Source organism: Streptomyces glaucescens, assembly GCF_002154375.1.
GTDB lineage: Bacteria > Actinomycetota > Actinomycetes > Streptomycetales > Streptomycetaceae > Streptomyces > Streptomyces glaucescens.
Genome location: NZ_MUND01000384.1, coordinates 1 through 21,696 on the forward strand (window position 1 = coordinate 1; position 21,696 = coordinate 21,696).

Here is a 21,696-nt window from a genome sequence, read left to right on the forward strand (position 1 = left end):
TGGGTGAAGCCGGTGGGTGCCCGCCTCGGCCCCGCCGGTGGCCGCTCACCCCGGGGGCTCAGGTCTCGTCCGTCCCCGCCAGCTTGCCGAACTCGTGGTCCGGGAGTGCGGGCGGGGGCGCGATGTCGAGGCCGTAGTGGTGGTAGAGCTGGAGTTCCTGGTCGGGGGAGAGATGCCGGCCCACGCCGAAGTCGGGGGCGTCCTTGATCAGGGCGCGATCGAAGGGCACGTGGAGGCTGCCCTCGATCAGCTCGCTGGGTTCGAGGGGGACGAAGGCGTCCCTGCTGAACAGGCCCGTGCGTATGGCGGCCCACTCCGGAACACCGGTCGCGTCGTCGAGGTAGACCTCGTCGATGGTGCCGATCTTGGTGCCGTTGCGGTCGAACGCCTTGCGGCCGATCAGGTTGCGCGGATCGATGTCGGTCTGCACCGGGCCCTCCACGTGGTCGCAACTCATCCGTAAGCACAACGAAAGAGCACATTGGGGCGGGCGGCCACTCGAACGCCTGGGCGTTGACCGCGCTGGTAGGCTGACAACGGCTGCTGACCCCGTGCGGGAGAGTCCTCCGGAGACGACCGGAGGCGCCGAAGGAGCAAATCCTCCCCGGAATCTCTCAGGCCCACGTACCGCACGGACGAGGTCACTCTGGAAAGCAGAGCGGGTGTCGACGGCTTCCGCTCTCACCGACGGTGAAAGCCGGATCCCTCAGGTGATCCGGTGAAGCTCTCAGGTTGAGATGACAGAGGGGGAGGCCGTCCGGGCACCCGCGCCGTGGTGCCCCTCGCAGGTCGCGTCAGACCAGGAGGCCTCCGCAATGACCGCCCATCGCATTCCGCTCTCCGAGCTCGAACAGGGCATTCCGTTCGAGCAGCGCCACATCGGGCCCGACCAGGAGGCTCGGGCCAAGATGCTCGCGCAGATCGGCTACGGCTCGCTGGACGAGCTGACCGCCGCCGCGGTCCCGGATGTGATCAAGAACGCCGACGCCCTGGACCTGCCGGGTGCGCGCACCGAGGCCGAGGTGCTGGCCGAGCTGCGGGCGCTGGCCGACCGCAACCAGGTCCTGGACTCGATGATCGGTCTCGGCTACCACGGCACCTTCACGCCCCCCGTGATCCTGCGCAACGTCATGGAGAACCCGGCCTGGTACACGGCGTACACGCCGTACCAGCCGGAGATCTCCCAGGGCCGTCTGGAAGCGCTGCTGAACTTCCAGACCATGGTCGCCGACCTGACCGGTCTGCCGACCTCCGGCGCCTCGCTGCTCGACGAGGGCACGGCCGCCGCCGAGGCGATGGCACTGTCGCGGCGCATGGGCAAGAACAAGAAGGGGCTGTTCCTGGTCGACGCGGACGCGCTGCCGCAGACCATCGCCGTCATCCAGACGCGCGCCGAGCCGACCGGTGTCGAGGTGGTCGTCGCCGACCTGAGCGACGGCATCCCGGCCGAGGTCGCCGAGCGCGAGATCAACGGCGTCCTGATCCAGTACCCGGGCGCCTCCGGTGCCGTACGGGACATCAAGGCGGTCATCGACCAGGCGCACGAGCTGGGCGCGCTCGTCACCGTCGCTGCCGACCTGCTCGCGCTGACGCTGCTGAAGTCGCCGGGCGAGCTGGGCGCGGACATCGCCGTGGGCACCACGCAGCGGTTCGGTGTGCCGATGGGCTTCGGCGGGCCGCACGCCGGTTACATGGCGGTGCAGGACAAGATGGCGCGCAGCCTGCCGGGGCGGCTGGTCGGCGTGTCCGTGGACGCCGACGGCAACCGGGCCTACCGTCTCGCGCTCCAGACCCGTGAGCAGCACATCCGTCGCGAGAAGGCGACCAGCAACATCTGCACCGCGCAGGTGCTGCTCGCCGTGATGGCCGGGATGTACGCCGTCTACCACGGCCCGGACGGTCTGAAGGGCATCGCGCGGCGCACCCACCGCTACGCGTCGATCCTGGCCGCGGGCCTGGCGAACGGTGGCGTCGAGGTCGTCCACGGCACATTCTTCGACACGGTGACCGCACGGGTGCCCGGCCGGGCCGCCGAGGTCGTCGCCGCGGCCCGCGAGAACGGCGTCAACCTGCGGCTCGTCGACGCCGACCAGGTGTCGATCGCCTGCGACGAGACCACCGCCCGCGCACAGCTGGCCGCCGTGTGGGCCGCCTTCGGCGTCGAGGGCGACATCGAGGCGCTGGACGCGGCCACCGAGGACGCCCTGCCGGGCGGGCTGCTGCGCACCGACGACTTCCTCACCCACCCGGTCTTCCACCAGCACCGTTCCGAGACCGCGATGCTGCGCTACCTGCGCCGGCTCGCCGACCGGGACTACGCGCTGGACCGCGGCATGATCCCGCTGGGCTCCTGCACCATGAAGCTCAACGCGACCACCGAGATGGAGCCGGTCACCTGGCCCGAGTTCGGCCAGCTGCACCCCTTCGCGCCCGCCGAGCAGGCGGAGGGCTACCTCACGCTCATCCACGAGCTGGAGGACCGGCTCGCCGAGGTCACCGGCTACGACAAGGTGTCGCTCCAGCCGAACGCCGGTTCGCAGGGCGAGCTGGCCGGTCTGCTCGCCGTACGCGGCTACCACCGGGCCAACGGCGACGAGCAGCGCACCGTCTGCCTCATCCCGTCCTCCGCACACGGCACGAACGCCGCGAGCGCCGTGATGGCCGGGATGAAGGTCGTGGTCGTCAAGACCGCCGAGGACGGCGAGATCGACGTCGACGACCTGCGGGCCAAGATCGAGCAGTACCGCGACGAGCTCGCGGTGCTCATGATCACGTACCCGTCCACCCACGGTGTGTTCGAGGAGCACGTCTCCGACATCTGCGCGCAGGTGCACGAGGCGGGCGGCCAGGTGTACGTCGACGGCGCCAACCTGAACGCCCTGGTCGGCCTCGCCAAGCCGGGCCACTTCGGTGGCGACGTCTCGCACCTGAACCTGCACAAGACGTTCTGCATCCCGCACGGCGGCGGCGGTCCCGGCGTCGGCCCGGTGGCCGTCCGCGAGCACCTGGCGCCGTACCTGCCGAACCACCCGCTCCAGCCGGCCGCCGGTCCGGAGACGGGCGTCGGCCCGATCTCGGCCGCGCCGTGGGGCTCCGCGGGCATCCTGCCGATCTCGTGGGCGTACGTCCGCCTGATGGGCGGCGAGGGGCTGAAGCGGGCCACGCAGGTGGCGGTCCTCAGCGCGAACTACGTCGCCAAGCGTCTGGAGCCGCACTACCCGGTGCTCTACACGGGCCCCGGCGGCCTGGTCGCGCACGAGTGCATCATCGACCTGCGTCCGATCACCAAGGCCACCGGCGTGAGCGTCGACGACGTCGCCAAGCGGCTCATCGACTACGGCTTCCACGCGCCGACGATGTCGTTCCCGGTGGCCGGGACGCTGATGATCGAGCCGACCGAGTCCGAGGACCTGGCCGAGCTGGACCGGTTCTGCGACGCGATGATCGCCATCCGCGCGGAGATCGAGAAGGTCAGCACGGGTGAGTGGCCCGCCGACGACAACCCGCTGCGCAACGCGCCGCACACCGCGGGCGCGGTCGGCGGGGAGTGGGAGCACGCGTACAGCCGCGACGAGGCCGTCTTCCCGGGCGGGGTCTCCGCCGCCGACAAGTACTGGCCGCCGGTGCGCCGGATCGACCAGGCGTTCGGTGACCGGAACCTGGTGTGCTCGTGCCCGCCGCTGGACGCGTACGAGGACTGACCCCCCGCGGATCCCCCGCGGATCCCCGCGTACGGGCCCCGCTCCGGCCCTGGAGGCCGGAGCCGGGGCCCCTCGCGTTCCGGGGGCCGCCTCAGGCGGGGTACGCGTGCGTCTGCGCGGCCTTGACCGCGGCCCAGACCTCCGCGCCGGGGTGCAGGTCCAGCTCGGCGGCGGCCACCGCGGTGAGGTCCGCGGTGAGGGAAAGCTCGCCGGTCAGGGCGGCGCGGATCTGGTCGCCGTGGGTCTCCAGGCCGGTGACCGAGCAGCGCCAGAGGTTGCGGGCGCTGGAGCCGGCGGGGCGCTCGCGGTAGAGGGTGACCGCGCCCGGCGGGAACGCGACGAAGACCGGTCCGGCGAGGTCCTCGGTGGTGGTGATGACCGGGCCCGCGTCGAGGCGGACCGTGTGGCCCTCGGCGCGGCCCTTGTAGAGGTTCAGGCCGACCAGCTGGGCGACGTAGTCGGTGCGCGGGCGGCGGGCGATCTCGGCGGGCGTGCCCTCCTGGACGACCTCCCCGTGCTCGACGACCACCAGCCGGTCGGCCAGCACCATGGCGTCGAGCGGGTCATGGGTCACCAGCACGGCCACGGCCTCGAAGCCGGCCAGATGGTGGCGGAGCTGGGCGCGCACCTCCAGGCGGGTGCGGGCGTCCAGTGCGGCCAGCGGCTCGTCCAGGAGCAGCAGCCGGGGGCGGGTGGCCAGGGCCCGGGCGAGGGCGACCCGCTGGGCCTGGCCGCCGGAGAGGCGGCGCGGCTTGGCGCTCGCGTGCGCGGTGAGGCCCATGCGGTCCAGCCAGCCGGCCGCCTGGGCGCGGGCCTTTGCCTTGGTCGCCCCCTGGCAGCGCGGTCCGAAGGCCACGTTGTCCAGGGCGGTCAGATGAGGGAACAGCAGGTAGTCCTGGAAGACGACCCCGACCGGGCGGGACTCGGGCGGCGTACGGTCCAGCGCGACGCCGTCCAGCCGGAGGTGCCCGCCGGTGAGCGGGGTCAGCCCGGCGAGGGCGCGCAGCGCGGTGGTCTTGCCGGCGCCGTTCGGGCCGAGGAGGGCGACGACCTCGCCGGGGGCGGCGCGGAGGGCGACGTCGAGGCGGAAGGTGCCGCGCTCGACGATCAGGCGGGTGTCCACTCCGTCGCTTCGCGCGGGGGCTTCGCTCGGCGTGCCGTTCGGGCGAGCGTTGCCGGGAGGAGCGCCGTTCGGGGGAGCGCTGTCCGGGCGGGCGCTGCCCGGAGGAGAGCCGTGCGGGAAGCCGTCGTTCTCTGTCATGTGGCTCTCATCCAGCGGTCGCGCAGGCCCGCCAGGACCGCGATCGAGACGGTCAGGAGGACCAGGCTGAGGGCGATCGCGGCGGCCGGGTCGTTCTGGAGGGCCAGGTACACGGCGAGCGGCATGGTCTGGGTGCGGCCGGGGAAATTGCCCGCGAAGGTGATCGTCGCGCCGAACTCGCCGAGCGCGCGGGCCCAGGCCAGGACGGCGCCCGCCGCGATGCCGGGTGCGATCAGCGGCAGGGTGACCCGGCGGAAGGCGGTGAAGCGGGAGGCGCCGAGGGTGGTGGCGGCCTCCTCGTAGCGCGGGTCGGCGGCGCGCAGCGTGCCCTCCACGCTGATGACCAGGAACGGCATCGCGACGAACGTCTCCGCGAGGACCACGCCCGTGGTGGTGAACGGCAGCGTGATGCCGAACCACGCGTCCAGCCACCGCCCGACGACGCCGTTGCGGCCGAGGGCGAGCAGCAGCGCGACACCGCCCACCACCGGCGGCAGGACGAGCGGCAGGGTCACCAGCGCGCGGACCAGCCCGCGCCCGGGGAACTCGGTGCGGGCCAGCAGCCAGGCCAGCGGGACGCCGAGGACCAGGCTGAGCGCGGTCGCGGCCGTGGCGCAGATCAGGGACAGCCGGAGCGCCTCCCACACGCCGGGGCTGGTGAGCTGCTCCGGCAGGCCGCGCCACGGGGTGCGGAGGAGGAGCGCGATCAGCGGCACCAGCAGGAAGGCGAGGCCGAGGAGTGCGGGGACCAGCAGGGGCAGCGGGACCCCACGTGAGCCTTTCGGGCGCCGGGGCGGCCCGCCCGCCCGGCTCTCGGCGCTCACGGCTCGAGGAACCCGGCGTCGGTCAGCACCTTCTGTCCCTCGGCGGACCGTACCAGCGCGATGAACGCCTTGGCGGCCCGGGCGTGGGGGGCGTCCTTGAGCAGGGCGATCGGGTAGTCGTTCACGGCGTCGGCCGACTCGGGGAAGTCCACGCCCTCCACCTTGTCACCCGCGGCCCGCACGTCCGTCCGGTACACGACGGCCGCGTCGGCCTCCTTCAGCTCCACCTTGGTGAGGGCGCCCTTGACGTCCTGTTCGTACGACACGGGCTCGAGGTCGAGTCCGGCGGCGTCGAGGGCCTTCTGGGCGGCCGCGCCGCAGGGCACCTCCTTGTCGCACAGCACGACCTTCAGGCCCGGCTCGGTGAGGTCCTTGAGGGAGGAGATCCGGTCCGGGTTGCCCGGCAGGGTGGCGATCTGGAGCTGGTTGCGGACGAAGGTGACCGGCCGGCCGGCCGTACCGTCCTGGTCGGTGACGACGGCCATGGTCTTCGGGCTCGCGGCGGCGAAGACATCGGCGGGCGCGCCGTTGGTGATGCCCGCGGCGAGGCTGTCGCTGCCGCCGAAGTTGAAGGACACCTCGGTGCCGGGGTGCTGCCGCTCGAACTCCGCGCCCAGGGTTTCGAAGCTCTCCTCGAGGGAGGCGGCGGCGAAGACGGTGACCGTGCCGGAGAGCTCCGGCGGCCCCGAGGCCCCGGTGGTGGCGTCACCGGAGGTGGACGAGCAGGCGCTCAGGGCGAGCAGTGCCGCGGCGCCCGCGCCGGCGATGCGCAGGGTCCGGCGGGCGGGGGTACGGGTCATCGCGGGGCACTCCCTCTGTCGTCCACGGGCGTCTGACGCGCCCGTCCGTGCGGCGCCTGACGCGCCCGTCCACGCGGTGACGGGCGTCCCTTCACGCCGATCATAATGACGCAGATGCGAGCCGTGAGTCTGCTGGAGCATCGCATGAGCAAGCTCATGCCCCCTTGGGGGCACGCATATACGTTCCTACGAGACGAGTCGGCCGTCAGCCGCGGTCGATATGGACATTCGTCGACTTCACGCGGGCCGTGGCCTCCATGCCCACCTCCAGGCCCAGCTCCTCCACGGCCTCACGGGTGAGCAGGGAGACCAGACGGTGCGGGCCCGCCTGGATCTCGACCTGGGCCGCGACATCGCCGAGCTTGATCGCGGTGACGATGCCGGGGAAGGCGTTGCGGGCGGAGGTGTAGGGGGGCTCCTCGTCGGGGCTTCCCGCCTTGGCGAGTTCGACCGAGAACGCGGCCAGGTCCCGGCCGTCGATGAGCCTGCGTCCGGTCTCGTCGCGGTGGGTCGCCACGCGGCCCGCGTCCGCCCAGCGGCGGGCGGTGTCGGGGCTGACGCCGAGCAGTCGTGCGGCCTGGCCGATCGTGTAGGAGTGCATGTCCGTCACGATAGGGCCGGTCGGCAAGGGGGCCGGCCGCAGAGTGCCGTGCCCCGGACAGAAAGGGTTTTCTCGCAAGGGGTTTACCGGGGACCGCCGTGCCGCAGGTTGGGGATGACCCACGAAGGGCTCACCCGAGGCTTACCTGAAGGGCTCCCATGCGGACCTACGGCAATCCCGTCCTCCCCGGCTTCCATCCCGACCCCAGCGTGTGCCGGGTCGGCGAGGACTACTACCTGGTCTGTTCCAGCTTCGAGTATTTCCCCGGCATACCGCTCTTCCACAGCCGCGACCTCGTGCACTGGCGCCGGATCGGCAACGTGCTCGACCGGCCGGAACAGCTTCCGCTGCCGGACGGGGTGCCGGCGTCCGGCGGGATCTACGCCCCCACGATCCGCCATCACGACGGGCGGTTCCACGTGATCACCACCAACGTCGGCGGCGGGGGCAACTTCCTCGTCACCAGCGACCGCCCGGAGGGCCCCTGGTCCGACCCGGTGTGGATCGACCTGCCCGGCATCGACCCCGACCTCGCCTGGGACGACGACGGCACCTGCTGGGTCGCCGTGGCCGGGGTCGGCCTGGCCCGCGTCGATCCGGCCACGGGGAAGGTGCTGGACGGGCCGGTGCCCGTGTGGTCCGGGTCGGGGAAGCGGGACCCGGAGGGGCCGCACCTGTACCGGGTGGGGGACTGGTGGTACCTGCTGGTGGCCGAGGGCGGCACGGCGCGCGGCCACTCCGTCTCCGTCGCCCGCGCCCGCAGTCCGCTCGGGCCGTACGAGCCGGCCCCGGAGAATCCGGTTCTCACCCACAGCGGCAGCCGGGAGCCGATCCAGTGCACCGGGCACGCCGACCTGGTCCAGGCGGCCGACGGCAGCTGGTGGATGGTGCTGCTCGGCACCCGGCCGCGCGGCTTCTTCCCGGAGTTCCACGTCCTGGGCCGGGAGACGTTCCTCGCGCCGGTCGAGTGGGTCGACGGCTGGCCCCGCGTCGGACCGGTCCGGGAACGGCATCCGGCGCCCGCGGCCTGGCATCCCCAGCCGGCGGACCCGACGCGGGACGACTTCGACGGCCCGGCCCTCGCCCCGCACTGGATCTCCCCGCACGGCCGCCCCGCAGGCTCCTGGTCGCTGACCGAGCGCCCGGGCCGCCTCACGCTGACCGCCACCGGGGACAGCCTGGACCGCCCCGGCCACACCTTCGTCGGGCGGCGGCAGCAGCACCACGACTGCCGGGCCTCGGCACAGCTGGACCTGGGGGCGGGGCGGGCCGGACTGTCGGTCCGGATGGACGAGGCGCACCACTACGACATCGAGGTCGCCGCGGGTACGGTGAGCGTGATCGCCCGGATCGGCCCGGTGCGCCAGTGCGTCGCCGAGCATCCGGTGCCCGCCGGGCCGCTGGTCCTCACCGTCGGCATCAGGACGACCGACGTCCGCCCGCCGACGGCCGTGCGGCCCGGTGAGGAGACGGCCGGCGTCAGGGCCGGCGGGCCGGACACGCTGGCCTTCTCGGTGGAGGGTCCGGACGGTGCCGTACGACTGGCGGAGCTGGACGGACGGTATCTGTCCACGGAGGTCGCGGGCGGGTTCACCGGCCGGGTGATCGGCATGTACGTCACCGAGGGGCGGGCGGCGTTCGACTGGTTCGAGTACGTGCCGGAGGCCTGAGGATTCGCTCACGTGCCGACGGCCTGACCGGCGGCGGACACGCAGCGGGGCCGGTCCGTGGGCCGGCCCCTCCGTACGGTGGTGCTCAGGCGGCCGTCATCACGCGGCTGGTGTCCAGCGGACGGTGCGGGGCGATGATCTGGCCGTCCGGCAGGAGCTCACCGGTGTCCTCGAAGAGCACGACGCCGTTGCACAGCAGGCTCCATCCCTGCTCCGGGTGGTGCGCCACGAGACGGGCGGATTCCCGGTCGGCGCAGTCGGCGGTCGGGCACGGTGGCTGGTGCTGGCACATGGTCGGGATCTCTCGCTCTGTCGTGTTCATTGCCGCCCCCGTTGGATAAGTCGGTCGGAACCCCAGTGTTGCCCCACGGGCGTCGATCCGCAGGGATTTCACAGCACCGCTTCTCACAGGTTCATGACGCGTCACGCGCGCGGACGGTTCATCCCAACTGCACTGTCCCTTTGGGTGGTTTCCGATGGCCGGAAGGGGCTAGTCCGGCCGGGGGGTGTGCCGAACGGACGTACCCCCGCCACGGGATTCCGTGGCGGGGGTACGTGGTGTGCCCGGGCGGCCGGCCCTCAGGCGGGCGAGCCGAGCAGCGGTGTCGGGGGCGTCGGCGACGCCGGAGCCGCCCGGAGGGTCAGCACCGGAAGCAGCTCGGCCACGCGGTGCGGGCGGCTGGCGGCGATGCCGGGCGGGGCGGGCGCCAGCGGCACCAGCAGATCGGTGGCCGCCGGGGCGCCCGTCGCCCCGTCCGCGGTGCAGTCGCCGTGCAGCCAGAGGGTGAGCATGTACAGGCCCGGCACGGACAGCAGGCGTGGCTGGTAGGGCTGGGTGAGCGTCTCGGCCTGCTGCAGCGCCAGCTCGGTGGACCGGACGTACGGCCCCTCGAAGAAGTGCGAGAACGCCCAGCCGTCCGGGGTCAGTCTGGTCTCGGCGGCGGCCACGGCGCGGTCGCCGGCCCGGATCAGGAAGCGCCAGCCGGCCAGCCGGGTGGCGGGAACGCCCTGGGCGCTGACGCTGTCGAGGACGTGCACCGGCAGCGGCAGCTCGGGGGTGACGGGCCCCTGGGCGGTGAGCAGCGAAGGAGTTCGGGCCTCGCGGACGGCGGTGGGGGAACCGAGTGCCGTGAGGACGGAGCGAAGTGCGGGCGCGGGAGCCTGGGGGACATGCAGCGGCATGGTGGGTCGCCTCTCATTCGACAGGCACGGTGACGCGAGGGGGCTGGGGCGGACGACGCTGTCAGCTCACGAGGTCAGAGAGGTGGGGGCCGGGGTCTGCGCCCCAGAGGATGTGGGGGGTGAGGGCCTGCCGTGAGTGTCGGCGGCAGGCACCGGCGACCGGGCGCCAACCTTCTCTGCCTTGTGCGCGGAGTTTATACGACAGATGTTCACCCGGTGTTTCGGCTAGCTGATCCGGGGCACTTCGGCAAGAAGTCATTCAGCCGGTGGGAGGTCGATGATACGCGGGGAATCCTCCCGATTCCAGACCGACCGTACGCCGCTGACCTCGCACAGTGCGTGGGCCGCGGTCGGCTGTTTCTTGTCGGCGTTTTTCACGAGTGGACACCGTCGCGGAAAATGCTTCCGGCGTCATGCCCGGGGAATGTGCCGCCGATCAGCCTGGACCGGAGTGACCAGAGTAGCCGTCCGAGGCGCAGGCCGGGGACGTTATGGATCGCAACGGCTGGGCATCATCCACCCTGACCCGCACATCGGCGGTTGCCGGACCGCCCGGCCCGCCCACCGAAGGAGGGACGCTTCGATGGGGGAGAAGGTCGTGGCAGGCGCGTTCGACCTGTCCGATCGGCAGCGCTACCGCGACAAGCTCCAGAAGTGCCTGAAGGGCCTGGAGCGACTCCTGGAGGAGAAGCGGTTCGACCGGCCGAGGAATCTCATGGGCCTGGAGATCGAACTGAATCTCGCCGGCGCCGACGGCCTGCCGAGAATGCTGAACGGTCAAGTTCTCGAAAGGATCGCCAGCCGTGATTTCCAGACAGAACTCGCCATGTTCAACCTGGAGGTCAACATAACCCCGCACCCGCTGGGCGGGCGGGTATTCGATCGACTTGCCGAAGAAGTCCGTACCTCGCTGGCATATGCTCACCGGAAGGCCGAAGAGGTCGACGCGGGAATCGTGATGATCGGTATTCTGCCGACGCTGGAGCGCGACGACCTGGTCTCCTCCAATCTCTCCGACGTCGACCGTTACACACTGCTCAACGATCAGATCGTGGCCGCGCGCGGCGAGGACTTCACCCTCGACATCGAAGGCGTGGAGCATCTCGTCTGCACCGCCCGGTCCATCACGCCCGAGGCCGCCTGCACCTCCGTGCAGCTGCACCTCCAGGTCACGCCGGGCCGGTTCGCCGACGTGTGGAACGCGGCGCAGGCGGCGTCGGCCGCGCAGATAGCCGTGGGGGCGAACTCGCCCTTCCTGTTCGGCCGGGAACTGTGGCGCGAGTCCCGGCCGCCCCTGTTCCAGCAGTCCACCGACACCCGCCCGCCCGAACTCCAGGCGCAGGGCGTGCGACCGCGGACCTGGTTCGGGGAGCGCTGGATCTCCTCGGCGTACGACCTGTTCGAGGAGAACCTGCGCTACTTCCCGGCCCTGCTGCCGATCTGCGACGACGAGGACCCGCTGGCCGTCCTGGACGCGGGCGGGGTGCCCAGGCTCGGCGAGCTGGTGCTGCACAACGGCACCGTGTACCGCTGGAACCGGCCGGTGTACGACGTCGCCGACGGGGTTCCGCATCTGCGGGTGGAGAACCGGGTGCTGCCGGCCGGGCCCACGGTGACGGACGTCGTCGCCAACGCGGCGTTCTACTACGGCCTGGTCCGGGCGCTGGCCGAGGAATCGCGGCCCGTGTGGACCCGGATGCCGTTCGAGACGGCGTCCGCCAACTTCGACGCGGCCTGCCGTTACGGCATCGACGCGCGGCTCGTCTGGCCGCGGCGCGGACGGCACGGCGGGCTCGCCGAGACGGACGCGGTGACCCTGGTCCGCGACGAACTGCTGCCGCTGGCCGAGGCGGGACTCGACGCCTGGGGCGTGGAGGCGGCGGACCGGGACTTCTACCTCGGGGTCATCGACGAGCGCTGCCGACGGCGGGTGAACGGGGCGTCGTGGCAGGTCGCGACGTTCCACCGGGCGCTGGAGGCCGGCCTCCCCAGGGACGCGGCGCTGGCCGCGACGACGCGGCGGTACGCGGAGCTGATGCGCACCGACGAGCCGGTGCACCTGTGGCCGGTGGGGGTGCCGCAGAAGGTGGGGACGGGGTGAGGTGAGGGCATGGCCGCACCCGCCGGCCAGGGGCGCGGGGCCTCACGGCCGGCGGAGTTCGTAAGCTCTGTCCCGGGTTTGTCGTGAGGCAGCGGGAGGCAGGGTGCGCGGCGAGGCGGGTGCGGTGGCTGGGACCTCGTCGGGGGAGCGGCCCGGACGACGGGTGCTGCGGGACGAGACGGTGCTGGTGCTGGCGCTCTCGCTGGGTGCCAGCGGCGTCTCCGCGCTGATCAGTTTCGTCGGCTCGGTGACCCGGCCGGGCGGGCTCAAGGACCAGGCCGCCACGCTGAACTCCTCCGCGGCGCCGGGCCGCCCCTGGCTCGACCTCGCCTGGCAGCTCTTCGGGATCACGACGGCACTGGTGCCGGTCGCCCTCGTCGCGCACTTCCTGCTGCGCGAGGGGCAGAGCCTGCGCGCCCTCGGCTTCGACCGCTCCCGGCCCTGGCCCGATCTGGGGCGCGGTGCCGCGATCGCCGCGGTGATCGGCAGCACCGGCATCGCCTTCTACCTCGCCGCCCGCGGCCTCGGCTTCAACCTCACCGTGGTGCCCGAGGCGCTGCCCGACGTGTGGTGGAAGTTCCCGGTGCTGATCCTCTCGGCGGTGCAGAACGCCGTGGTCGAGGAGGTCATCGTCGTCGGCTATCTGCTGCGCCGGCTCGGCCAGCTGGGCTGGTCGCCCGGCAGTGCGCTGATGGCCAGCTCGGTGCTGCGCGGCTCGTACCACCTCTACCAGGGCATCGGCGGCTTCATCGGCAACCTGGTGATGGGCGTCGTCTTCGTGCACCTCTACCGCCGCTGGGGGCGGGTGGGGCCGCTGGTGGTGGCGCACTCGCTGCTCGACATCGGGGCGTTCGTGGGCTACGCGTTGCTGGCGGGCAAGGTCGGCTGGCTGCCGACTGCGTGACCGGGGGAGGGGTCGTACGGGAGCGTCGTACGGCCCCTCCTGGCCTGCTCACGCGTGCAGTTCGCCCTCGATCACCGTCACCGCGTTCCCGCTGAGCAGCGTGCGGTCGCCGCGCAGCTCGACCCGGACGCGCCCGGAGCGCGGCGAGGCCTGCAGGCCGGTGAGGGCGGGGCGGCCGAGGCGCTCGGACCAGAACGGGGCGAGCGCGGTGTGGGCGCTGCCGGTCACCGGGTCCTCGTCGATGCCGACGTTCGGGAAGAAGCAGCGCGAGACGAAGTCGTACCCGCGGGCCGGGTCCTCGGCGCGGGCGGTGGCGATGATGCCGCGCCGGGAGAACGCGGCGAGCGCCTTGTGGTCCGGCGCCAGGGCGTGGACCGTCTTCTCGTCGGCGAGTTCGAGCAGCAGGTCGCCGACGTGGGGGCCGGTGTCGAAGACCGCGCCCGGGACCGCGCCCAGGGCGTCGGCGACCCCGTCCGGGACGTCGACGCGGGTGAGCGGGGCGGTGGGGAAGTCCAGGGTGATCGAGCCGTCCTCGCGGGGCGTCGCGATCAGGACGCCGCTGCGGGTGGCGAACCGTACAGGTCCCTCGTGGGCGCCGGTGGTGTGCAGGACGTGCGCGGTGGCGAGGGTGGCGTGGCCGCACATGTCGACCTCGGCGACCGGGGTGAACCAGCGCAGCGCCCAGTCGGCCTCGCCGCCCTCGGGCAGCCGGTGGGTGAAGGCGGTCTCGGCGTGGTTGACCTCCATCGCCACGTTCTGGAGCCAGGTGTCGTCCGGGAAGGCGTCGAGGAGCAGGACCCCGGCCGGGTTGCCGGCGAAGGGGCGGTCGGTGAAGGCGTCGACGATTCGAATCCGCATGACTCGACGCTAGGGGGCCGGCAAAGCCGCAGGCCAAGGCCAATTCGTGAGTCCTGGACCGATTTCCGCGGCGGCCGGCCGCGGACGGGCTGCGGGCGGGGCTTGTCGTAACCCCTCTTCCGATATATCGTTGAAGCATCGCGAACGATACGCGACAGTTCAATGACTGAACGAATGATCGACTGAAGAGATGGAGTGATCGCCATGCGTTCCCACGGATTCGAGCGTGGACACGGTGGACCCGGCCGACACGGCCGGGGTGAGTTCGGCGGCGGTTTCGGCGGTGGTTTCGAAGGCCGGCGCGCCGCCTTCGGTCCCTTCGGGCCGGGCGGTCCCGGCTTCGGCGGGCCCGGTTTCGGCGGGGGCCCCTGGGGCCCGCGCGGACGCGGCGGACCGCGCGGCAGGGCGCGGCGGGGTGACGTGCGGGCCTCGATCCTGGCCCTGCTGAAGGACCGGCCGATGCACGGCTACGAGATGATCCAGGAGATCGCCGAGCGCAGCGGCGGGGCGTGGAAGCCCAGCCCCGGCTCGGTCTACCCGACCCTCCAGCTGCTGGAGGACGAGGGTCTGATCTCCAGCGAGAGCGAGGGCGGCAAGAAGCTGTTCGCGCTCACCGAGGCGGGCCGCACGGCGGCCGAGGACGGCCCGGACGCCCCCTGGGAGGAGGCCTCGCGCGGGGTCGACTGGGAGGCGCTGAACGACATCCGCCAGGCCGGGTTCGGCCTGATGGAGGCCTTCGGCCAGGTCTGGAAGACCGGCACCGCCGAACAGCGTGAGAAGGCGCTCGGGGTCATCAACGACGCCCGCAAGAAGCTGTATCTGATCCTCGCCGACGAGGACTGATCCGCGATGGTGAAGGCACCCCACGGAAACCCCCGCGGGGCGCCTTCGTGTACCGGGGGGGGCGACGTGGGCCGGGTGCCCGCGATCGCCGGCAGGGCGACCAGCCGGCATCCGCTCTCCATCGCCTTGTGTGACGTACGGCCGGGCGACGGTTGCCCGCGGGGGCGCAGGGCAAGGAGGCGCGCGCCTTGGGGGCGCATACGACCTGATCTCCTCCCTGAGGAGGAGATTCCGGCCGGGGGTGTCCGCTCTGTGCGGGACGCGAAGATGCGTCTTGCCGGGGATGCACCGATCCTCGGGGACTGATGGGGTGGGGGTGTGCACTCCCCTATTCCCCGGCAGACGGACCACGACCGGGCCGCCCGCCGTGTGGACGACGATGCCGGGCTCGGCGCCGAACTGGCACCGGTGCTCGCCGCCGCCCGCCGCCGGGCCGTGCGGGACGCGGACCGGCAGATCGACACCGCCCATCTCCTCCACTCGCTGCTGGAGTACGACCCCGAGGTCCGGGCGGTCCTCGACGGCGGACCGCGACTGGCCCGGCTGCTCGGGTACCTGGTGCAGCGCAGCATCGGCTACGGCCTGCGCTGGCAGGGCAGCGTCGAGGACTCCGGCGCCCTTCCGGTGGTGCCCGGCGCCGAGGGCTGTTCGCCGGTGGCCGCGGCGGCGCTGTCGTACGCCCGCGCGCGGGCCGGGCGGCGCGGGGAGATCCGAGCGCGCGGGGTGGACCTGCTCGCCGGGATCGTCGCGGTCCCCGAGGCGCGGGCGGTCGAGGTGCTGGGCCGGGCCGGGATCGACGTGGCCGGGCTGCGCGCGCGGATCGGCGGCCCGGAGCTGGGCGCCCGGCTGCCGGAGGAGTCCCCACGGTGTTCGCGGCCTTCGCGGAGCTGCGCCGCCGGGGGCGAGACGGGGCTCTGAGGTCCAGCCGGTGAGACAGGTGTCATCGGGGGTGAAGCTCATGTCATCCCCTGCCATCATGTGCCGGTGCATACGTCAGAAAGCAGTCAGGGCAGCCGCGGGAAGGGCTTCGGGCTCGGTCTCGCACTCGCGTCGGCCGTCGCGTTCGGCGGTTCGGGAGTCGCGGCCAAGCCGCTGATCGAAGCCGGACTCGACCCGCTGCACGTGGTGTGGCTGCGGGTCGCCGGGGCCGCCCTGGTGATGCTGCCGCTCGCCGTGCGGCACCGCGCGCTGCTGCGCCGCCGTCCCGCGCTGCTCGCCGGGTTCGGCCTGCTCGCCGTCGCCGGTGTGCAGGCCTGCTACTTCGCCGCGATCTCCCGGATCCCCGTCGGGGTCGCGCTGCTCGTCGAGTACCTGGCGCCCGCGCTCGTCCTCGGCTGGGTGCGGTTCGTGCAGCGGCGGCCGGTGACCCGGGCCGCCGCGCTCGGAGTGGTCCTCGCCGTGGGCGGACTCGCCTGTGTCGTCGAGGTGTGGTCGGGGCTCGGCTTCGACGCGCTCGGCCTGCTGCTCGCGCTCGGCGCCGCCTGCTGCCAGGTCGGCTACTTCGTCCTGTCCGACCAGGGCAGCGACTCCGGCGACGCCGCCCCCGACCCGCTCGGCGTGATCGCGTACGGCCTGCTCGTCGGCGCCGGTGTGCTGACCGTCGTGGCCCGCCCCTGGGGCATGGACTGGTCGGTGCTCACCGGTACCGCGCGCATGGACGGCACCCCGGTCGCGGCCTGGCTGCTGCTCGGCTGGATCGTGCTCGTCGCCACGGTCGTCGCCTACGTCACCGGCGTGGTCGCCGTACGCAGACTCTCGCCGCAGGTCGCCGGTGTCGTGGCCTGCCTGGAGGCGGTGATCGCGACCGTGCTGGCCTGGGTGCTGCTCGGCGAGCACCTGTCGCTGCCGCAGATCGCGGGCGGCGCGGTGGTGCTGGTGGGCGCGTTCATCGCACAGTCCTCGACGCCCGCGAAGGGCGGCTCGGAGCCGGTGGCGGACGGCGGCGCGGAGCGGGAGCTGTCCGCGCGCGGCACGACCCCCTGACCTCGTCGCACCCACCCCGGGCGGGGACTCGTGCCCGCCCGGGGTCAGAGCGCCGCGAGGTAGTCCGGGACCGGGGTGCCGGGGGCCAGGCCGGCGTCGGCGACGGGGACGTCGTAGCCCTTGCGCAGGGGGACGACACCGGCCCAGTGCGCAAGGGCCAGGTCCTCGGGCTCGTCGTTCACGCCGCCGGTGCGCAGCTTGGCGGAGACCTCGTTCAGGTCGAGCCGGATCACGGCCGTGGCGGCGAGTTCCTTCTTGTTGGCGGGCCGGGAGTCCGCGGCGCGGCCCGGCACCACGTGGTCCACCAGGGCGTCGAGGGCCGTGCGCTTCTCGTCGGGGTCGGTGACGTCGTAGGCCAGTCCGTGCACCACCACCGAGCGGTAGTTGATGGAGTGGTGGAAGGCCGAGCGGGCCAGGATGAGCGCGTCGACGTGGGTGACGGTGAGGCAGACCGGCAGGCCCGGGTCCGCCTTGCCGGTCATGCGCAGCGGGCGGGAGCCCGTCGAGCCGTGCACGTAGAGCCGCTCGCCCACCCGGCCGTAGAGCGTCGGCAGCACGACGGGGGCGCCGTCGCGGACGAAGCCGAGATGGCAGACGTATCCCTCGTCGAGTATCGCGTGCACCAGTTCCCTGTCGTACGAGGCGCGGTCGGCGGAGCGCGTGGGGACGGTGCGGTCGGACGGGGTGTAGGCGGTGGGCTGCGACGACGTCTGCTCGGTCCCCTGCATGGCGCTCTCCATTGCACTAGTGCATAATTGGCTTTGTGCTAGGAGAATATCCGATCAGTGGGCGGCGTGCGGCGGAGATTTCGGCGAGCGTGGAGGAGGCGGTGTCGAGCGGCGCCCTCGAACCGGGTCAACTGCTCCCGCCCATGCGGGAGTTGGCGGCTCGGCTCGGCGTGAACCCGAACACCGTCGCGGCCGCGTATCGCACCCTGCGCGAGCGCGGGGTCATCGAGACCGACGGCCGCCGGGGCAGCCGGGTGCGCGCCAGGCCGGCCACCACCGGACGCGAGTACATCCGGGTGGAGGTGCCGGAGGGCGTGCGCGACGTGGCCGCCGGCAACCCCGATCCTGCCCTGCTGCCCCCGCTCGCCGCTGCCTTCGCGGCGGCGGCCGGACAGGGCGACCGGCAGCCGGTGCTGTACGGGGAGGCGGCGGTCGAACCCGAGCTGGAGCGGATCGCCCGCGCCGACCTCGACGCGGACGGAGTGCCGGACGGACCCGTCGCGGTCACCTCCGGCTCGCTCGACGCGATCGAACGGGTCCTCGCCGCCCATCTCAAGCCCGGTGACGCGGTCGCCGTCGAGGACCCCGGCTGGGGCAGCCTGCTCGACCTCGTCCCGGCGCTCGGCCTGCGGACGGTCCCGGTCGGTGTCGACGACGACGGACCGCTCCCCGAGGGCGTCCGCGCCGCCCTCGCCGCCGGGGCCCGGGCCCTGATCGTCACCGACCGGGCGCAGAACCCCACCGGCGCCGCGGTGACCGCCACGCGCGCGCGTGCCCTGCGGTCCGTGCTGCGGCAGCACCCCGAGACGCTGCTCGTGGAGGACGACCACGGGCACCGGATCGTCGACCTGCCCCTGCACCCCCTGGCCGGGACCACCCGGCACTGGGCCCTCGTGCGTTCGGCCGCCAAGGCCTACGGCCCCGATCTGCGGCTCGCCGTGCTCACCGGTGACGCGGTCACCGTGGACCGGGTGCGCGGCCGGCAGCAGCTCGGGCCCGGCTGGGTCAGCCGGATCGTCCAGCGGGCCGTGGTCCGGCTCTGGACGGACGGGGCGGTGGACGCGCGGGCGGTGGCGGCGGCGTACGGACGGCGCCGGGACGCGCTCATCGGGGCGCTGGCGGAGCGCGGTGTCGCGGCGCACGGGCGCAGCGGGATGAACGTGTGGATCCCAGTGCCCGACGAGACCGGTGCCGTCGCCCGGCTGCTGCACGCGGGCTGGGCCGTCGCGCCCGGCGCCCGCTTCCGGATGAGCGCGCCGCCCGGCATCCGGGTCACCGTCTCCGCGCTGACCGAGGCGGAGACGGAACCGCTGGCGGACGCGATCGCGGCGGCGGTGGCGCGGGGGACGGCGCGCGGTCACGTGTGAGCCGACGCCCGCGCCCTGGGCCGTATCTGCGTCAGCGCCGCCCCCGCCAGCACGATCACCGCGCCGACCGGGGTCGACCAGGTCAGGGACTCGCCGAGCAGGGCGACGCCCGCCGCGGTGGCGATGACCGGGATGAAGTACGTGACCATCTGGGCGGTGGTCGGCCCGACCTCGGCGACCAGGCCGTACTGGAGCAGCACGGCGAACCCGGTGCCGAGCGCGCCCAGCGCGGCGACCGCGAGGAGGGGGAGGACCGGGAAGGCGGTCGGGAGGCTGGTGAACAGCGGCGTGACGACCGCCAGTTGCAGGGTGGCCAGCAGCAGCTGGGCGCCGGTCAGGGACAGGTTCGAGTGGGAGGACCCGGCGAGGGTGCGGCGGACGTAGATCCAGCCGATCGGGTAGCTCAGCGAGGCCAGCAGGGCCATCGCCGTGCCGCCGGCGTCCAGTCCCGCGAAGCCCTGCCAGGCACCGAGCACCGTGAGGACGCCGAGGAAGCCGAGGCCGAGCCCCGCGACGCGCAGCCGGGTGGGCCGGTCCTCGGAGAGCGCGACCAGGGACAGGGCCATGCCCCACAGCGGCGATGTGGCGTTGCAGATGCCGGCGAGCGTGGAGGGGATCGTCAGCTCGGCGTAGGCGAACAGGGAGAACGGCAGCGCGTTGAGCAGGAAGGCGGCGACCGTCAGGTGGGCCCAGGTGCGGGCGCCGCGCGGCAGCCGTTCCCGCTTCAGCGCCATCGCCGCCGCCAGCACCGCCGTACCGAACACCAGCCGCCCGAGCGTGACCTGGAAGGGCGCGTAGCTCTCGGTGCCCACCTTGATGAGCAGGAAGCTGAAGCCCCAGATCAGCGACAGCACGGCGAAACGGACGCGCCAGTCGAGGGCGCGGCGCGGCCGGGGGCGGGTGGCGGACGGGGTGCGGGTGGCGGAGGCGACGGTGGTCATGAGCCAAAGATGCTGGAGCGGATCTCGTAGCACAATCGAGATTTTGCACGCGATATCTCGTAGCGCTGCTTAAGCGTGCGGCCGTAGCATCACCCCCATGCTGAACCTCGACCGACTGCGCACCCTCGACGCCCTCGCCCGGCACGGCTCGGTCAGCGGTGCCGCCGAGGGCCTGCACATCACCACCTCGGCGGTCTCCCAGCAACTGGCCAAGCTGGAGCGCGAGGTCGGGCAGCAGCTGCTGGCCAAGCACGGGCGGGGCGTCCGGCTCACCGACGCGGGACGGCTGCTCGCCGACCACGCCGCGCGAATCCTCTCCCAGGTCGCGCTCGCCGAGTCCGACCTGGAGGCGCAGCGCGGCCGGGTCGCCGGCGAGCTACGCCTGTCGGCGTTCCCGACCGCCGCGCGGGGCCTGTTCCCCACCGCGCTCGCCGCGCTGCGCGCCGAGCATCCGGGGCTGCGGCTGCGTTCCTGCGAGCTGGAACCCGAACACGGGATCCGGGGCGTGGTGCGCGGCGACCTCGACCTCGCCGTGGTCCTCGACTGGTACAACAAGCCGATGCCGCTGCCCGACGGCCTGGTGAAGGCGGCGATCCTCGACGACCCGGCCGACGTCGCCCTGCCGGCCGGCCATCCCCTGGCCGGGCGGGACGAGGTGGACCTCGCGGAGTTCGCCGAGGACGAGTGGATCACCTGGGCCGAGGGGGAGTTCTGCCACGAGTGGCTGGTGTTCACCCTGCGATCCAAGGGCATCGAGCCGAACCTCGGCCACCGGGCCGCCGAGACCCACACCCAGCTGGGGCTGGTCGCCGCCGGGCTCGGGGTGTGTGTGGTGCCGCTGCTGGGCCGCCATCCGATGCCGCCCGGTGTGGTCACCGTCCCGCTGCGGCAGCAGGTGCGGCGGCACGTCTACGTCGTGTGGCGTGCGGACGCCGACCGCCGGCCGTCGATCCGGGCGGCGGTACGGGCGCTGCGGGCAGCGGGGGAACGGATCACCGGTCGGACGGAGGGGCCTGCGGCGAGCCCAGCTTCCGGAAGTCCCACGACCTGACCGCGTCCGGGGTCAGCCGCAGCCAGGCGTGGCGGCCGTCGTGCGGCAGGGCGTCGAGGCCGAAGTACTTGCGCGCGAAGAGCCGCTCGACGGGTTCCAGCACGGGGTGCGGCTCGCCGGTGCGCGGGACCTCGCCCACGAACGCGGCGGTCCCGGACAGCTCGGCGCCCCTCAGCTCGTCGTACTCCCGCCCGGCGTCGATCACCACGGCGAGGCGGGCGTCGCGGCGCAGATCGGCCCAGCGCCTGCTGCGGGTGATCGAGTACAGCCAGAGCGAGCCGCCGTCCCAGACGAACCAGAGCGGGCTCACATGCGGGGTGCCGTCGGCCGAGACGGTCGCGACGCGGCAGGTGCGTTCCGTGGTCAGGAACTCCTCCAGCTCGCCGGGCGTCATCATGATCTTCCGGCCGCGGCGCTGAGTGGCGGTCATGCGAGGTCCCCCTCGAGAGCGTGGCGTCTGACGTGCAGTCGGCCAAGGATGGGACGTCACACCGCCGACGGCAAGCGAGCCGACGCCACGCACCCGGGCCGACGCAACCGCACCGACGCAACCGGACCGACGCAACCGAACCGGCGGCGCGCCCGGACCCGTCCGGCCGCCCGAGTCCCGGGCGCCCGCGACCGCGGCGCCCGCCCGATCGCCGCCGTGCCGCAGACGGCGGCGGGCTCGCGGACGTCCACGCCGGTGCCGAGCGCCGCCCCGGCGGCCGGCGCATGCCCGTCCGCGCCGTCGTCGCCTCGGCGAGGCGGACACCGGTGCCGGCGTCTGCCGCTGGGCACGCTCGGCCGCCGCGGCCGACTCCGGCCCGTGCCGCTCACGCCAGCTTGATCTCGTCGCCCTCCACGGCGATCTGCGCGGCCGGCAGCGGCTTCGTCGCCGG

At 73.1% G+C, this 21,696-nt stretch carries 20 protein-coding genes and 1 riboswitch; of the genes, 9 read left to right on the forward strand and 11 right to left on the reverse strand.

What is annotated here, in order from left to right; translation table 11 throughout:
- Positions 1-58 precede the first annotated feature (58 nt).
- The gene (locus CCN42_RS24315; protein WP_086738835.1) at positions 59-430 is read right to left on the reverse strand and encodes a PRC-barrel domain-containing protein; all 372 of its coding nucleotides are present in this window, start codon (positions 428-430) and stop codon (positions 59-61) included.
- A 114-nt stretch (positions 431-544) separates the two neighbouring features.
- Positions 545-640, forward strand: a riboswitch (glycine riboswitch).
- 175 nt (positions 641-815) lie between these two features.
- Between CCN42_RS24315 and gcvP the strand changes: the two genes are divergently transcribed.
- On the forward strand, positions 816-3,701 hold the full coding sequence (gene gcvP, locus CCN42_RS24320; RefSeq protein ID WP_086738800.1) for an aminomethyl-transferring glycine dehydrogenase: 2,886 nt from the start codon (positions 816-818) through the stop codon (positions 3,699-3,701).
- Between the two features lie 91 nt (positions 3,702-3,792).
- Here gcvP and CCN42_RS24325 read toward each other — a convergent pair whose 3' ends face one another.
- The 4 genes from CCN42_RS24325 to CCN42_RS24340 all read right to left on the reverse strand — a co-directional run bounded on the left by CCN42_RS24325 (position 3,793) and on the right by CCN42_RS24340 (position 7,187).
- A complete protein-coding gene (locus tag CCN42_RS24325) occupies positions 3,793-4,962 on the reverse strand; it encodes an ABC transporter ATP-binding protein (RefSeq protein ID WP_086738802.1) in 1,170 nt (389 codons plus the stop codon).
- Entirely contained in the window at positions 4,959-5,786 is an 828-nt protein-coding gene (gene modB / locus CCN42_RS24330) for a molybdate ABC transporter permease subunit (RefSeq protein WP_086738804.1), read from the reverse strand. Before modB ends, CCN42_RS24325 begins: the two co-directional genes overlap by 4 nt.
- The gene (gene modA, locus CCN42_RS24335; protein WP_086738805.1) at positions 5,783-6,586 is read right to left on the reverse strand and encodes a molybdate ABC transporter substrate-binding protein; all 804 of its coding nucleotides are present in this window, start codon (positions 6,584-6,586) and stop codon (positions 5,783-5,785) included. Before modA ends, modB begins: the two co-directional genes overlap by 4 nt.
- Before the next feature lie 205 nt (positions 6,587-6,791).
- Positions 6,792-7,187 (reverse strand): TOBE domain-containing protein, encoded by a 396-nt coding sequence (locus tag CCN42_RS24340; protein WP_211294787.1) that lies wholly within the window; start codon positions 7,185-7,187, stop codon positions 6,792-6,794.
- Between the two features lie 158 nt (positions 7,188-7,345).
- Here CCN42_RS24340 and CCN42_RS24345 point away from each other — a divergent pair, with 158 nt between their 5' ends.
- Positions 7,346-8,857 (forward strand): glycoside hydrolase family 43 protein, encoded by a 1,512-nt coding sequence (locus CCN42_RS24345; protein ID WP_086738809.1) that lies wholly within the window; start codon positions 7,346-7,348, stop codon positions 8,855-8,857.
- An 85-nt stretch (positions 8,858-8,942) separates the two neighbouring features.
- Here the strand turns inward: CCN42_RS24345 and CCN42_RS24350 are convergent, their stop codons facing one another.
- Both CCN42_RS24350 and CCN42_RS24355 read right to left on the reverse strand, forming a co-directional pair.
- Positions 8,943-9,149, reverse strand: a complete 207-nt coding sequence (locus CCN42_RS24350; protein WP_086738811.1) for a DUF5999 family protein — start codon at positions 9,147-9,149, stop codon at positions 8,943-8,945.
- 287 nt (positions 9,150-9,436) lie between these two features.
- Positions 9,437-10,039, reverse strand: a complete 603-nt coding sequence (locus CCN42_RS24355) for a hypothetical protein (RefSeq protein WP_086738813.1) — start codon at positions 10,037-10,039, stop codon at positions 9,437-9,439.
- A gap of 583 nt (positions 10,040-10,622) precedes the next feature.
- Here CCN42_RS24355 and CCN42_RS24360 point away from each other — a divergent pair.
- Together CCN42_RS24360 and CCN42_RS24365 are read left to right on the forward strand one after the other, a co-directional pair.
- The gene (locus CCN42_RS24360) at positions 10,623-12,140 is read left to right on the forward strand and encodes a glutamate-cysteine ligase family protein (RefSeq protein WP_086738815.1); all 1,518 of its coding nucleotides are present in this window, start codon (positions 10,623-10,625) and stop codon (positions 12,138-12,140) included.
- A gap of 103 nt (positions 12,141-12,243) precedes the next feature.
- Positions 12,244-13,044, forward strand: coding sequence for a CPBP family intramembrane glutamic endopeptidase (locus CCN42_RS24365; protein ID WP_086738817.1), 801 nt, complete (start codon positions 12,244-12,246; stop codon positions 13,042-13,044).
- Between the two features lie 48 nt (positions 13,045-13,092).
- On the opposite strand, the gene CCN42_RS24370 is transcribed toward CCN42_RS24365, so the two are convergent.
- Positions 13,093-13,902 carry a PhzF family phenazine biosynthesis protein gene (locus tag CCN42_RS24370; RefSeq protein ID WP_086738819.1) on the reverse strand — a complete coding sequence of 270 codons (810 nt, stop codon included), beginning with the start codon at positions 13,900-13,902 and terminating at the stop codon, positions 13,093-13,095.
- A 204-nt stretch (positions 13,903-14,106) separates the two neighbouring features.
- On the opposite strand from CCN42_RS24370, the gene CCN42_RS24375 reads away from it, so the two are divergent.
- From CCN42_RS24375 to CCN42_RS24385, 3 genes are all read left to right on the forward strand, one after another.
- A complete protein-coding gene (locus tag CCN42_RS24375; protein ID WP_086738837.1) occupies positions 14,107-14,745 on the forward strand; it encodes a PadR family transcriptional regulator in 639 nt (212 codons plus the stop codon).
- 318 nt (positions 14,746-15,063) lie between these two features.
- Entirely contained in the window at positions 15,064-15,663 is a 600-nt protein-coding gene (locus CCN42_RS24380; RefSeq protein WP_107427639.1) for a Clp protease N-terminal domain-containing protein, read from the forward strand.
- 60 nt (positions 15,664-15,723) lie between these two features.
- Positions 15,724-16,728: an EamA family transporter gene (locus CCN42_RS24385; protein ID WP_086738823.1), complete on the forward strand. Its 1,005-nt coding sequence runs from the start codon at positions 15,724-15,726 to the stop codon at positions 16,726-16,728.
- Positions 16,729-16,772: 44 nt separating this feature from the next.
- Here the strand turns inward: CCN42_RS24385 and CCN42_RS24390 are convergent, their stop codons facing one another.
- Positions 16,773-17,456 (reverse strand): pyridoxamine 5'-phosphate oxidase family protein, encoded by a 684-nt coding sequence (locus tag CCN42_RS24390; protein ID WP_086738825.1) that lies wholly within the window; start codon positions 17,454-17,456, stop codon positions 16,773-16,775.
- Between the two features lie 35 nt (positions 17,457-17,491).
- Here CCN42_RS24390 and CCN42_RS24395 point away from each other — a divergent pair, with 35 nt between their 5' ends.
- A complete protein-coding gene (locus CCN42_RS24395) occupies positions 17,492-18,823 on the forward strand; it encodes an aminotransferase class I/II-fold pyridoxal phosphate-dependent enzyme (protein ID WP_086738827.1) in 1,332 nt (443 codons plus the stop codon).
- Here the strand turns inward: CCN42_RS24395 and CCN42_RS24400 are convergent.
- Positions 18,814-19,764 carry a DMT family transporter gene (locus CCN42_RS24400; RefSeq protein WP_086738829.1) on the reverse strand — a complete coding sequence of 317 codons (951 nt, stop codon included), beginning with the start codon at positions 19,762-19,764 and terminating at the stop codon, positions 18,814-18,816. The two genes, CCN42_RS24395 and CCN42_RS24400, sit on opposite strands and share 10 nt — an antisense overlap.
- Positions 19,765-19,861: 97 nt before the next feature.
- Here CCN42_RS24400 and CCN42_RS24405 point away from each other — a divergent pair, with 97 nt between their 5' ends.
- Positions 19,862-20,815 (forward strand): LysR family transcriptional regulator, encoded by a 954-nt coding sequence (locus CCN42_RS24405; protein WP_086738831.1) that lies wholly within the window; start codon positions 19,862-19,864, stop codon positions 20,813-20,815.
- Here CCN42_RS24405 and CCN42_RS24410 read toward each other — a convergent pair.
- Positions 20,757-21,245 (reverse strand): pyridoxamine 5'-phosphate oxidase family protein, encoded by a 489-nt coding sequence (locus CCN42_RS24410; RefSeq protein WP_086738833.1) that lies wholly within the window; start codon positions 21,243-21,245, stop codon positions 20,757-20,759. The two genes, CCN42_RS24405 and CCN42_RS24410, sit on opposite strands and share 59 nt — an antisense overlap.
- Positions 21,246-21,696 lie beyond the last annotated feature (451 nt).

Bases quoted from the DNA above. Each gene is read 5' to 3' on its own strand.
- CCN42_RS24325 (WP_086738802.1), bottom strand. From the start codon at position 4,962: ATGACAGAGAACGACGGCTTCCCGCACGGCTCTCCTCCGGGCAGCGCC.
- gcvP (WP_086738800.1), top strand. From the start codon at position 816: ATGACCGCCCATCGCATTCCGCTCTCCGAGCTCGAACAGGGCATTCCG.
- CCN42_RS24405 (WP_086738831.1), top strand. From the start codon at position 19,862: ATGCTGAACCTCGACCGACTGCGCACCCTCGACGCCCTCGCCCGGCAC.
- CCN42_RS24390 (WP_086738825.1), bottom strand. From the start codon at position 17,456: ATGCAGGGGACCGAGCAGACGTCGTCGCAGCCCACCGCCTACACCCCG.
- CCN42_RS24370 (WP_086738819.1), bottom strand. From the start codon at position 13,902: ATGCGGATTCGAATCGTCGACGCCTTCACCGACCGCCCCTTCGCCGGC.
- CCN42_RS24345 (WP_086738809.1), top strand. From the start codon at position 7,346: ATGCGGACCTACGGCAATCCCGTCCTCCCCGGCTTCCATCCCGACCCC.
- CCN42_RS24400 (WP_086738829.1), bottom strand. From the start codon at position 19,764: ATGACCACCGTCGCCTCCGCCACCCGCACCCCGTCCGCCACCCGCCCC.
- CCN42_RS24360 (WP_086738815.1), top strand. From the start codon at position 10,623: ATGGGGGAGAAGGTCGTGGCAGGCGCGTTCGACCTGTCCGATCGGCAG.
- CCN42_RS24410 (WP_086738833.1), bottom strand. From the start codon at position 21,245: ATGACCGCCACTCAGCGCCGCGGCCGGAAGATCATGATGACGCCCGGC.
- CCN42_RS24355 (WP_086738813.1), bottom strand. From the start codon at position 10,039: ATGCCGCTGCATGTCCCCCAGGCTCCCGCGCCCGCACTTCGCTCCGTC.
- modA (WP_086738805.1), bottom strand. From the start codon at position 6,586: ATGACCCGTACCCCCGCCCGCCGGACCCTGCGCATCGCCGGCGCGGGC.
- CCN42_RS24375 (WP_086738837.1), top strand. From the start codon at position 14,107: ATGCGTTCCCACGGATTCGAGCGTGGACACGGTGGACCCGGCCGACAC.
- CCN42_RS24340 (WP_211294787.1), bottom strand. From the start codon at position 7,187: ATGCACTCCTACACGATCGGCCAGGCCGCACGACTGCTCGGCGTCAGC.
- CCN42_RS24350 (WP_086738811.1), bottom strand. From the start codon at position 9,149: ATGTGCCAGCACCAGCCACCGTGCCCGACCGCCGACTGCGCCGACCGG.